Annotated in this window: 10 protein-coding genes; 6 read left to right on the top strand and 4 right to left on the bottom strand. The window is 45.5% G+C overall.

Features of this window, described 5'->3' with window-relative positions:
* Positions 1–4 precede the first annotated feature (4 nt).
* From F0261_RS12815 to F0261_RS12800, 4 genes are all read right to left on the bottom strand, one after another.
* On the bottom strand, positions 5–1,408 hold the full coding sequence (locus F0261_RS12815) for a transporter substrate-binding domain-containing protein (RefSeq protein ID WP_014979074.1): 1,404 nt from the start codon (positions 1,406–1,408) through the stop codon (positions 5–7).
* A 132-nt stretch (positions 1,409–1,540) separates the two neighbouring features.
* Entirely contained in the window at positions 1,541–2,776 is a 1,236-nt protein-coding gene (gene kynU, locus F0261_RS12810) for a kynureninase (protein ID WP_014979073.1), read from the bottom strand.
* Positions 2,766–3,908 carry a S9 family peptidase gene (locus F0261_RS12805; protein ID WP_014979072.1) on the bottom strand — a complete coding sequence of 381 codons (1,143 nt, stop codon included), beginning with the start codon at positions 3,906–3,908 and terminating at the stop codon, positions 2,766–2,768. The genes kynU and F0261_RS12805 overlap by 11 nt, the downstream gene beginning before the upstream one ends.
* Positions 3,909–4,009: 101 nt before the next feature.
* Positions 4,010–5,185 (bottom strand): acetyl-CoA C-acyltransferase, encoded by a 1,176-nt coding sequence (locus tag F0261_RS12800; protein ID WP_014979071.1) that lies wholly within the window; start codon positions 5,183–5,185, stop codon positions 4,010–4,012.
* Between the two features lie 352 nt (positions 5,186–5,537).
* Here F0261_RS12800 and F0261_RS12795 point away from each other — a divergent pair, with 352 nt between their 5' ends.
* The 6 genes from F0261_RS12795 (at position 5,538) to F0261_RS12770 (ending at position 12,696) form a co-directional block, all read left to right on the top strand.
* The gene (locus tag F0261_RS12795; protein ID WP_014949161.1) at positions 5,538–5,945 is read left to right on the top strand and encodes a MerR family DNA-binding transcriptional regulator; all 408 of its coding nucleotides are present in this window, start codon (positions 5,538–5,540) and stop codon (positions 5,943–5,945) included.
* Positions 5,942–7,111: an isovaleryl-CoA dehydrogenase gene (locus F0261_RS12790; protein ID WP_014949160.1), complete on the top strand. Its 1,170-nt coding sequence runs from the start codon at positions 5,942–5,944 to the stop codon at positions 7,109–7,111. Before F0261_RS12795 ends, F0261_RS12790 begins: the two co-directional genes overlap by 4 nt.
* 256 nt (positions 7,112–7,367) lie before the next feature.
* On the top strand, positions 7,368–8,975 hold the full coding sequence (locus F0261_RS12785) for a carboxyl transferase domain-containing protein (RefSeq protein WP_014979069.1): 1,608 nt from the start codon (positions 7,368–7,370) through the stop codon (positions 8,973–8,975).
* 11 nt (positions 8,976–8,986) lie between these two features.
* The gene (locus tag F0261_RS12780; protein ID WP_014979068.1) at positions 8,987–9,787 is read left to right on the top strand and encodes an enoyl-CoA hydratase/isomerase family protein; all 801 of its coding nucleotides are present in this window, start codon (positions 8,987–8,989) and stop codon (positions 9,785–9,787) included.
* Positions 9,777–11,795, top strand: a complete 2,019-nt coding sequence (locus tag F0261_RS12775) for an acetyl/propionyl/methylcrotonyl-CoA carboxylase subunit alpha (RefSeq protein WP_014979067.1) — start codon at positions 9,777–9,779, stop codon at positions 11,793–11,795. Before F0261_RS12780 ends, F0261_RS12775 begins: the two co-directional genes overlap by 11 nt.
* 4 nt (positions 11,796–11,799) lie before the next feature.
* Positions 11,800–12,696: a hydroxymethylglutaryl-CoA lyase gene (locus F0261_RS12770; protein ID WP_014979066.1), complete on the top strand. Its 897-nt coding sequence runs from the start codon at positions 11,800–11,802 to the stop codon at positions 12,694–12,696.
* Positions 12,697–12,732: the final 36 nt, after the last annotated feature.

The following is a 12,732-nucleotide window of genomic DNA, read 5'->3' as shown; positions in this document are numbered from 1 at the left end:
GAAGTTACTGTGCCACGGTTACGTTGCCATACCCTTGGCGCCTTGACTGGTACAGTGCCTTCATGGTGCGTTCAAACCACTCTGTGAATTCCTCAGACTCCCTGAGCTCAGATAAACCCATGGCCGTTTTAAAGCTCTCGACAAGCGAGTGATGGGTAGAAATGCAGTCTAACAATCTGTCTGCAAGGTTTTTAGCTGCGTTTAACTCGGTTTGAGGGCACAAGATAATGAACTGTTCACCGCTAAAACGCGAAACAACATCGACTTCTCGAACGGTATTTAGACAATTCGTTGCCACGGCTTTTAGCGCCTCTTCTTTAGCCGAGGGCTCAATTGAATCTCTGTCATCGCTTACAGGGGTTAGTTCGATAACAATTAACGAAGCCGTAGTGTGAAATCGATGGAAACGTGAGATTTCTTCTTCCGCACGCTGGATCATATGATTGCGGTTATATAGCCCCGTTACCGTGTCGTGAGCAGACAAAAAAGCAAGGGTCTTGTTCTTTTCTAACAAGGTTGCTTGTAACGCACCTATTTCCTCGTTTTTCTGGTTAATAATACGCTTGTAGCCGCTAACGTTTCTATTTCTAAAAGTAAAAAGCAAGAAAACTAAAATGACAATCGCGGTGCTCAAAACCATAACGACATAGTTACGACTATAGCGAACTTGGACATTATTCCACTGCTTATAAATTTCTACCTTTCTCGTTTCTGGAATCCGCTCAATGGCAAAGTTAAGCTTGTCCACCAGGTGGCCATAGGTTTTGTTCACACCAAAAGCTAATGAGTCGAAGGGCTCGGCGTAACCAACAATATTGAGGTCTTTCAGTTTTAAGTTATTGATGTGCATATTCACGCTCATTAATGAGCCCACCATTACATCAAACTCATCATTCGCCAGCTGCTTTAGCCCTTCTTCTTCAGACGGAATAAGCTTTAAACGTAACCCGGGATAGTGACGTGAAATATATTCAACTTGGCGATAACCCTGAACAATCCCTACTACTCGATTTCCCACTCCAGCATAGCCTTGTATCATTGGCATTCCAGACTTAGCCACCAGCACATTGGGCGCTTCAAAATACGGCACGCTAAAGTCGAGGAACTGCTTCCGATAGTCGGAAGTATTTAGCATGGGGATAACTTGGCACTTCCCCTGCTGAACGTACTCTAGGCTCTGTTGCCAGCTCTCAGTGGGCACTAGGGTAAACGTTAACTCAGATATTTCAGCAATAAGCTGCATATATTGGGCAGAAATACCCACATGAATACCGTTTCTGATTGCTTCGTAAGGCGCCCAGTTAGGATCTATACAGTACGTTACATTATTAGATTGTTCAGATGCCGCCTTTTGACCAGCTTCTGCTTGTAGGAGCGCGCTAAAACAACTCGCTCCTACAAACAACATGGTACAAAGCAGATATTTTCTTATTTTTTTCAACTGCACACCCAAAACATGTGAAGATATCGATGACAACCGCGAAGTATTAAGCGTAAATTCAAAAAATGCAATTATTTAGCTGATAATGTCGCTTTTCAGCTAGGTAACGCTCTGTCTTTGCTGAAACTCATCGTTTTCATAGCGCTTTTCAATCATAATTTCGGTCAGGCTTGCCACCGCTTTTTCAATATCGACGAAACTTAAATACAATGGCGCAAAACCTATTCGCAGAATATTTGGTGCACGGAAATCTGCAATCACCCCCTCAGCGATCCACGCTTGGCAAATGGCGTAAGCTTGGTCGTGAGCAAAAGCAAGCTGACTACCTCGATCATCAATACTGGGGCTTACAATGGAAAACTTGTCCAGAAGGCCTGCACGCTTGGCTTCAGCGATGAAAAATGCCTGTAGCTTTTTGGATTTTTCATCAATAGCTTTAAGTGATACATCTTCAAAAACGTCTAATGCCGCATCTAAAATGCTCATTCCAATAATTCCTGGCGTACCGCACAAGTTTTGCTTCACGGAATTGTCGCCAGCGTAATCAGGAGAAAATGAGAAAGGCGAGCTGTGCCCCATCCAACCAGACAAAGGTTGTTGATACTGTGCTTGATGTCGTTTAGCGACATAGATAAACGCTGGCGCGCCAGGGCCGCCATTTAGATATTTGTAGGTACAGCCGACTGCAAAATCCACATTACATGCGTCTAGGCTGACAGGAAATGCTCCAGCACTGTGTGCTAAATCCCACAAAGTTAAAATACCCTTTTGATGGGCTTGCTCGGTAATGGTTTGCATATCGAGTTTGTTGCCACTTCTGAAATTTACCTGTGTCAGCATCAGAACGGCAATATCATCGGTTAGCTGTGACCCAATGGATGCTTCGTCAACATAGCGAATACTGTAATCGCTGCCTAGTAAGTCAAGCAGGCCTTGCACCATGTATATATCGGTAGGAAAATTATCGCGGGTAGTCGCTATTACCTTGCGAGTTGGCTGCATTTTTAACGCCGCACTTAATACTTTAAACAGATTAATAGAAATGGAGTCACAACAAATAACTTGGCCACTTTTAGCGCCAATCAAGCCGCCAATCTTATCACCCACTATTTGAGGTAGATGGATCCACTGATGCTTGTTCCAGCTTGTAATGAGCCCCTTTCCCCACTGTTCACTGACAACTTCGTCAGCTCGCTGTTTCGCTGCCCTAGGCAGAGGCCCTAACGAATTGCCGTCTAAATAGACCGTATTAGCGGGAAGCGAAAACGCCTGCGCCTTGTCACGGAGTGGATCTTTAATATCAAGTTGTTCAGCTGAAAAAACCTTATTCATCATGTTCACTAATAACCTCAAGTAAAGCATCAAAGGATGTTGATTCAGGGTGAAGCCAATCGAAATGGCCACCATTTTTAATTATTTTTTGGTTGGTTCCAGATAATACAGCGTGGCGCGCTGGCACAATACTATCAGCATCGCCTTGGAGTAGTGTAATTGGCAAACTGCCATGGGTTGGGCGTGGTGTCGCCCTTTGGTACGAGGTTGGAACATCTTCAGGCATACCATTCATGAATTTCGCTGTAGCCGACTGGCAGCTGTTATGGCCCATGGCATAGGACTGGATGTCCGTAATTGCCGCTAACCCGATAATTCGTTTTATGTTTGCGCGCGATAAGTTCAAGGATGACGAAGAAAGGCGTTGCGCAGCAAGCAAAGCTAAGTGCCCACCAGCAGAATGCCCCGCAATGTAAATGTTAGTGTAGCGCCCTTCGTTCTCTATTCGTTTTAAGGCTGTACTTATTGCTTGTGTCACGTCGTCTAAACTACCGGGCCAACCACCACCTTTATCACCTACACGCCGATACTCTGTTACGTAGACACCCATTCCAAGCTCTGCTAAAGCATGGTACATCCCTTTCGCATGTTCGTAACCGTAGGCATTAAGCCAACACCCACCGTGAATAAATATTAACGCTTTATCAGCATACATTCCGTTCGTAGACGAACGTCCATGCCAAGTGTAAATCGTTTGTAGTGGATCATCGCCGTAGCTGAATTGTTCATCAGCTTCGCTTGTTGGCAAGACACCCAACGCTGAATAAGGCACCTGGCTTATTTTCTTGGGGTAAATAGCTGACGATTCATTGTTGGCATGGGCACTGTTGGCATGGGTGTCATCCGAAGTCTTTTTTTCTTCGTTAGTGTGGGTGTCATCCGAAACAGCGTCGTCAGAACCATCAACGGTTGATTGAGCTTCGTGAAGCACAGACAGAGTTAAGTCATCGTGGGTGTCTTCATTACTCGATAAAGGACGTGATTCCTCGTAGTGAGTGCCATTGTTATCGTGGGTGTCTGCGTAAGTCGAGTTTACTGAAAACGATGAGTCAGCTTGGACTTTCGCAACAAGCGTTAGAGTGGATAGGGCAACCGCAAGGGCTATAGAATTGATAACGTAAGTCACTGTCTTCATGCTTTTGTATTTTTCTTTATATTGAACCACAGAGCGAAATCAATGTGATTAGGCTCCGTGATTAAATATTTTACATATTTGCCATCTATAGCTATAGCGGCTTAGAGCATTTCAACGGCAAGCGCTACACCCTCACCACCACCAATACATAAAGATGCGATACCTTTGCGACCACCGCGTTGCTTAAGCGCGTGAAGTAGTGTTACCAAAATGCGTGCACCAGAGGCTCCAATTGGGTGACCCAATGCACAAGCGCCACCTTTTACGTTTACTTTACTTTCATCTAGTCCAAGCTTCTTGACTGCCAACATAGTTACCATGGCGAATGCTTCGTTAATTTCGAAAAGATCGACTTCTTCTTTCGTCCAACCTGCTTTATCCAGCACTTTTTCCATAGCGCCAACAGGCGCAACGGTGAAGTTTTCAGGTTCAATAGAATTTGTAGCGTGAGCAACCACGCGCGCAAGCGGTGCTAGACCAAGTTCATTTGCTTTGCTTTCGCTCATTACAACCAGTGCCGCTGCTCCATCCGAGATTGAGCTTGAGTTAGCAGCCGTGACCGTACCGTCTTTTTTGAAAGCTGGTCTTAGTGTTGGAATTTTTTCAGGGCGAGCGGAACCTGGGCCTTCATCGGTATCAACAACAGTATCGCCCTTACGAGAAGAAACTGTAACAGGTACTATTTCATCGACGAAAGTTCCGCTGTTTATTGCTTCATGTGCCTTGGAAAGCGAGCTTAGAGCAAACTCATCCATTTCACCGCGAGAAATATTTTCTTCATCAGCAGTATCCTGTGCGAAGCAGCCCATTGCTTTGCCGTCATAGGAATTTTCTAGACCGTCTAACATCATATGATCAAGTACTTGACCATGACCCATACGATATCCAGTTCTAGCTTTAGGCAACATGTATGGCGCATTACTCATGCTTTCCATTCCACCCGCCACGACTGCTGTCGCACTACCTGCTTTAATTAAATCGTGGGCCATCATTACCGCTTTTAAGCCCGAGCCACATACTTTGTTGATTGTAGTCACACCTGCACTTAGCGGAAGCCCCGCACCCAGTGACGCTTGTCGCGCTGGAGATTGACCAAGACCAGCAGGTAATACACACCCCATGATGACTTCATCAATTACAGAGACATCCATCGCTTCACAGGCTGCTTTAATCGCAACTTCTCCAAGTTTGGTCGCAGCAAGCGAAGACAAATTACCGTTGAAACCACCCATTGGTGTGCGCTTAGCCGCGACAATAACTACTGATTCGTTACTCATAACCTTGCCCTTAAAATTCATTTAAATTATAGAGTTAAGTGAAGAAAGCTACGTAGATGTATACAAAAGTAAACACCCCTAACAGCTACAACGTCTTGCCTTCACCATGAAAAATTGACGTTAGCAAAATGTTACTTTACCTTAACGTAAAATGTAATTAACGTTAACGTAAACCTGTACTAAGTATGTGTCAACCAAACACTACGTTTTAATATAGCGGTATACAAAACCATCTACCTTAAGACGATAGTGCTATTGCAATGACACCCAACCTACTACAGAGAATTTAATTACAAAGACACCCACGTCAAAACAAGGGTGTTAAACAGCGCTGAAATACAAGGTACGTGTAATGAGCAAGTACGACGACGAAACAACATATGCAATAGGCGAACTCGCTCGAGAGTTTGACATTACTCCTCGTTCAATTCGTTTTTACGAAGAACAAGGCCTAATGTCACCGTCAAGAACGGGACAAAATCGCGTTTATCTGAACAAAGATAGAGTGCGCTTAAAGCTGATCTTGCGAGGAAAGCGACTAGGATTTTCCCTTGCTGAAGTCAAAACACTGTTCGACATGTACGACACCAACCCCAATTCGGCTATTCAGTTAGAAGCCATGCTCGAAATGACTGAACAGAAAAGAGCGGTGCTTAAACAGCAGCTAGAAGACATCCAGATGTTAATGACTGAACTGGATGATGTTGAAGCACGTTGCCGTGAAGAACTCGCAGAACTCAAACGAGGAAATATCGCATGAACACCTCCTACCCTACTTTAAATTTTGGACTTGGCGAAGACATCGAGATGTTACGTGATCAGGTCTATCAATTTGCACAAAATGAGATTGCTCCTCTTGCTGAACAAGCAGACGCAGACAACCAATTCCCAAACCAATTGTGGACAAAACTTGGTGATATGGGCCTATTGGGCGTTACTGTTTCAGAACAATATGGTGGCTCTGATATGGGCTACCTGGCGCATACTATCGCAATGGAAGAAGTTAGCCGCGCGTCAGGTGGTATCGGTTTGAGCTATGGCGCGCATTCGAATCTTTGTGTTAACCAGATTTTTAAAAACGGTAATGATGCCCAGCGTGAAAAGTATCTGCCTAAGTTAGTAAGCGGTGAGCATATTGGTGCACTGGCAATGAGTGAACCTAATGCTGGTTCGGACGTTGTTAGCATGAAATTGAAGGCTGAAAAACGCGGCGACAAATACATCCTTAACGGCAACAAGATGTGGATCACAAACGGTCCTGATGCACATACATTTGTTATCTACGCGAAGACCGACCCTAACGCAGGGCCAAGAGGGATCACAGCGTTTATCGTAGAGCGCGATTTCCCTGGCTTCAGCCGCGCACAGAAACTCGACAAACTAGGTATGCGCTCTTCTAATACCTGTGAATTAGTTTTCGAAGATTGCGAAGTACCAGCTGAGAACATTCTTGGAAAAGAAGGCGAAGGTGTTCGCGTACTTATGAGTGGCCTAGATTACGAACGCCTTGTTTTATCAGGCGGCCCGCTTGGCATTATGCAGTCGTGCATGGATATCGTAGTACCTTACATTCACGACCGTCAGCAGTTTGGCCAATCAATTGGTCAATTCCAGTTAGTGCAAGGCAAAGTAGCTGACATGTATACGCAAATGAATGCTGCACGCGCGTATGTTTACACAGTTGCACAATCATGCGATCGCGGTGAAACAACGCGAAAAGATGCTGCAGGCGCTATCCTTTATTCAGCGGAACTAGCAACCAAAATGGCGCTGGATGCTATTCAGCTACTTGGCGGTAATGGCTACATCAACGAATACCCGACGGGACGATTATTACGTGATGCCAAGCTTTATGAAATTGGCGCAGGAACGTCTGAAATTCGCCGAATGCTTATAGGCCGCGAGCTATTTAACGAATCGAAGTAATACGGAGTTCTGGGTGGAAACAAACTTCGTTTGAAACAGGGAAAGCTTAGGCATTCCCTGTGTTATAGAAGTTAGAAGGACACCCACCCTACTCTATTTAAAGTAGATTTAGAAAAGCTGAACTTTATTAATAGGCTAATGAAATGCGAAGACACCCACCGCAGCGAAAGCGCTTAGCATGGGTGTCTTGCTAATCATCTTGCTAACTAGTGGCTAACGCGACAGCCGTCGCCTAGGCCCAACACAAGGAGGGGTTATGCCCGTTCTTCGCTCAAGTATAAATACGAAATCCGAAACATTTATCGCAAATGCTGAACACATGCAGGCTCAGGTAAATGATCTCCTCGAAAAAATAGAACAAATATGCCAAGGTGGCGGTGAAAAAGCGGCGGAGCGCCACGTGTCTCGAGGAAAACTTCTACCTCGCGACCGAATCAACGCACTGATTGACCCAGACACGCCCTTTCTGGAAATAGGCCAACTGGCAGCATGGGAAGTCTACGAAGACTACGTACCTTGTGCCGGAGTCGTTGCCGGTATCGGTATTGTTGCAGGTATCGAGTGTATGATTGTAGCTAACGATGCCACTGTAAAAGGCGGGACGTACTACCCCCTTACCGTGAAAAAGCACCTTCGCGCTCAGACTATCGCAGAGCAAAATAACCTACCTTGTATTTACTTAGTAGATTCAGGTGGCGCTAACTTACCTCGCCAAGATGATGTATTCCCAGATAGAGAGCACTTTGGTCGCATCTTTTTTAATCAAGCGAATATGTCTGCTAAGAATATTCCTCAAATTGCGGTAGTAATGGGTTCCTGTACAGCTGGTGGTGCTTATGTTCCCGCCATGGCTGATGAAAGCATTATCGTTAAAGAACAAGCGACTATTTTTCTGGGCGGCCCACCGCTTGTTAAAGCTGCAACAGGTGAAGTGGTTACCGCAGAAGAGCTTGGCGGCGGTGACGTTCATACTCGAATTTCGGGCGTTGCCGACCATCTTGCCAACAACGACCACCACGCACTCTCACTAGCGCGTAATGCTGTCTCCAGACTAAACCGAAAGAAGCCAGAATGCCTAGATGTGGCCGAGGTAAAACCTCCACGCTACGACACCAAAGAAATTTACGGTATTGTGCCTGCTGATAGTCGTCAGACATACGATGTAAGAGAAATCATTGCGCGTATTGTGGATGACTCAGACTTTGATGAGTTCAAACCGCTTTACGGCACAACCTTGGTTTGTGGTTTTGCGCGCATTTTCGGTTTCCCCGTAGGCATTGTGGCTAACAACGGCATACTTTTCGGTGAAAGCGCGCTTAAAGGTGCTCATTTTGTCGAACTATGCGCCATGCGAAAAATCCCTCTCGTGTTTTTGCAAAACATCACAGGCTTTATGGTCGGTAAGCAATACGAGCACGGCGGTATCGCAAAACACGGCGCAAAAATGGTAACCGCCGTTGCATGTGCGAATGTGCCAAAGCTCACAGTGCTTATCGGCGGAAGTTTCGGAGCAGGTAACTACGGTATGTGCGGCAGAGCCTATGACCCACGCTTCCTTTTCATGTGGCCAAACGCTCGAATTTCTGTAATGGGTGGTGAACAAGCTGCGGGCGTTCTCGCTCAGGTTAAGCGCGACCAAAAAGAGCGCTCAGGCGAATCATGGTCTGCAGAAGAAGAAAAGGCATTTAAACAACCTGTTATCGATACGTACGAAAAACAAGGACATCCATACTATGCGTCTGCAAGGCTTTGGGATGATGGCGTTATTGACCCAGCGGATACGCGATTAGTGCTTGGTCTATCGCTTTCAGCGGCGCTTAACAAGCCTATCGAAGACACCCAATTTGGCATATTTAGAATGTAGGAGTGCAGGTAATGGAACAATCAGTGATTTACAGCGTAGATGAAAGAAACATTGCCACTGTTACTTTAAACAGAGCTGAAAAACATAATGCCTTTGACGACGAAATGATAAACGAACTTACTCGCGTTTTTAAAAAAGCGGGGGAAGATAAAAGCGTTAGGGCACTAATCCTAAGAGCTGAAGGCAAAAGTTTTAGTGCAGGAGCCGATCTTAACTGGATGAAAAAAATGGCCAGTTATACCGAAGCGCAAAATGAAAGTGATGCACTTGCATTAGCAACTATGCTGCAGACGCTTTATAAAATGCCGAAGCCCACAATAGCAAGAATACAAGGCGCAGCTTTTGGCGGTGCTGTTGGTTTAATTGCATGTTGCGATATTGCTATTGGAAGCAAGCTCAGTAAATTTTGCTTAAGTGAAGTTAAAATTGGCCTTATTCCAGCAACCATCAGCCCTTACGTTGTCGAAGCAATGGGCGCACGAGTATGCCGACGCTACTTCCAGACCGCTGAAGTATTTTCTGCGCGCAGAGCAAGACGACTTGGACTTTTGAGCGAATCAGTAACAGAAGACGAACTCGATAGCACTATCGACAATATTTTATCAAACATACTGAAAAACGGCCCCCAAGCAGTGGCGAAAGCAAAAGACTTAGTGCAATGGGTGTCTACGCAAGAGATTAACGATGCGCTTCTCACAAAGACAAGTAAACTTATCGCACAAGTTAGGACATCTGAAGAAGGTCAAGAAGGTCTGTCAGCCTTTTTAGAAAAGCGCAGTGCTTCATGGGTGGAGGTTAAGAATGATAAATAAATTACTAATTGCAAACCGTGGTGAAATTGCATGCCGCGTTATAAAGACAGCCAACGCTCTAGGTATAAAGACGGTCGCCGTTTACTCTGACGCCGACAAAAATGCCCTTCATGTACAAATGGCTGATGAAGCTATTTATCTAGGGCCATCTCCGTCGAAGGAAAGTTATTTACGAGGCGAGTTGATCATTGAAAAAGCAAAGAAGCTTGGTGTAGACGCTATCCACCCAGGCTACGGCTTTCTCTCGGAAAATGCTGAGTTTGCGAATCTATGCGCCAAAAACAATATTATCTTTGTAGGCCCACCAGCATCTGCAATTGAAGCGATGGGATCTAAGTCAGCCGCTAAACACATTATGGAAAAAGCAGGTGTTCCTTTAGTTCCAGGCTATCACGGCGACGATCAAAGTGAAGCGGTATTGAAAGGCGCTGCCGATGATATGGGCTACCCAGTCCTATTAAAAGCCGCTGCTGGCGGTGGCGGTAAGGGCATGCGCCAAGTTTGGAGTGAAAAAGAGTTTTCTCAAGCATTAAACGCAGCCAAACGTGAATCTATGGCGAGCTTTGGTGACGACCACATGCTGGTTGAAAAGTACCTGACCCGCCCTCGTCATGTTGAAATTCAAGTTTTCTGTGACACCCATGGCAACGGCGTATACCTTTTTGAACGTGATTGTTCAGTTCAACGCCGACACCAAAAGATTATTGAAGAAGCCCCTGCCCCCAATATGTCTCAGTCAGTGAGAGAAAAAATGGGTGAAGCGGCGATACTCGCGGCGAAAGCCATTAACTACGTAGGTGCGGGAACGGTCGAGTTTTTACTTGATGAAGACGATTCATTTTACTTCATGGAAATGAATACACGCTTGCAAGTAGAGCATCCTGTGACAGAAATGATCACCCGTGAGGACTTGGTTCACTGGCAATTAACTATTGCCGAAGGAAAGCCCCTTCCCAAACAACAAAATGAACTCATCTTAACAGGACACGCATTCGAAGCGCGCATTTATGCTGAAGATCCAAACAACGAGTTTCTGCCTTCTACCGGCACGCTGTGCCTTTTACGTACGCCAAAAGAAAATGACGTAGTTCGCGTTGACACAGGTGTCGTTGAAGGTGATGAGGTAAGCGTTTTTTACGACCCTATGATTGCCAAGCTTGTGGTTTGGGGAGAGAACCGTGAGATAGCGCTTAAGCGCTTAATTAGTGCATTGGGTGACTACTATATTGACGGTGTAAGCACAAACATCGACTTCTTAAAGCGTGTCGCTACACACCCTGCGTTCGTTGCCGCTGAGCTTACAACTACGTTTGTGGAGAAACACCATGATTCGTTGTTTAGCGCGACAAGTAATGATGCAGCTAGCGATGACACCCAAGTAAACATTCCTGTGATGGCATTGCTTTCACTTTTAAATAGAAAAGTTTCTAGAAGCGATAAAACCCCATCTGTGTGGTCAACCGCCGGTGCGTGGCGTGCTAACGCAAATCACACAGAAACTCTTACATTGCTTTGCAACCAAGAAGAGGTGCATGTTGAGGTCAGACACCAGCGTCACGGAACTGAAGATGCTTGGGAGCTAACTGTTGGGGACAATTCCTATGACGTTACTGGCAAGCTGGTAGATAGTGCTTTGCATGCAACGATTAATGGGTACAAATCAACATTTACGTATTCAGATAATGATGGCGTGTTTACACTCTTCAACAAAGACACCCATGCTAAGTTCACCCTAATCTCAGCATCTCTTGGTGATGATAACGATGATAATGGCGACGCTAATTTCAGTGCTCCGATGAACGGAACCATAGTAGCGCATTTGGTCGAAAAGGGTGTGTTGGTCAAAAAAGGCGAGCCTATACTTGTTATGGAAGCGATGAAAATGGAGCACAGCATCATTGCCCCGCACGATGGTGCAGTGGAAGAGTTCTTTTTCAATCCCGGTGACCTAGTTGACGGTGGCGCAACACTGTTGGCGTTCTCCACTAAAGAAGCTGCCGAGGTTTGATGTGATGTTTCCTAAAGAAGTGAGTATTGTTGAAGTAGGTCCTCGAGATGGCCTTCAGAATGAAAAACAGGCCTTAAGCGCCGAACAAAAGATTGAACTTATTCAACTTCTTTCTAAAACTGGCCTTAACCGTATCGAAGCAGGAAGCTTTGTATCGCCCAAATGGGTGCCCCAAATGGCGAACTCGGGTGCGGTTTTTAAGGCGCTTAGCCCCGAAGACAAGATTCATTATTCTGCATTGACACCCAACCTTAAGGGCTTGGAAGCAGCCATTGAAGCGGGTGCGAAAGAGGTTGCAGTATTCGGTGCTGCCTCTGAGTCCTTTTCACAAAAGAACATTAACTGCTCTATAAGCGATAGCTTAAAGCGTTTCGAGGCTGTGTTTGACCTGGCAAGCGAAAACAAAATCAAAGTGAGGGGCTACGTTTCATGCGTAATGGGGTGTCCTTATGAAGGTGAAATTTCACCTAGTGCCGTTACACAGGTGAGTAAGGAACTTATTGATATGGGGTGTTACGAAGTATCCCTCGGCGATACTATCGGCGTGGGTACACCAATGTCTACAAAACTGCTATTAGATGACGTCTTAAACGAGATTAATGTCAGCAAAGTTGCCGCCCATTTCCATGATACTTACGGACAAGCGCTAGTAAATTTATACACTGCCCTTGGATACGGCATCTCTTCCATTGATTCAGCTATTGCAGGACTGGGCGGCTGCCCGTATGCCAAAGGTGCAAGTGGGAATGTTGCAACTGAAGACGTCCTATATATGTTGAACGGTATGGGTATATCAACAGGTATAGACATGGCGAAATTGTTAAAAGCGTCTTCTTACATTTCAGAACTTTTAGGCCGCTCTCCCGTGTCGAAAGCAGCTAATGCGCTTCTAGCAAAATAAAAAACTGATGGGGGATGCGGTAATACGCTCCCTCTA

Origin of the sequence: Alteromonas sp. 07-89-2, from assembly GCF_013113925.1 — a bacterium.
Lineage (GTDB): Bacteria > Pseudomonadota > Gammaproteobacteria > Enterobacterales > Alteromonadaceae > Alteromonas > Alteromonas macleodii.
This window is presented reverse-complemented; position numbering and strand designations above follow the sequence as displayed.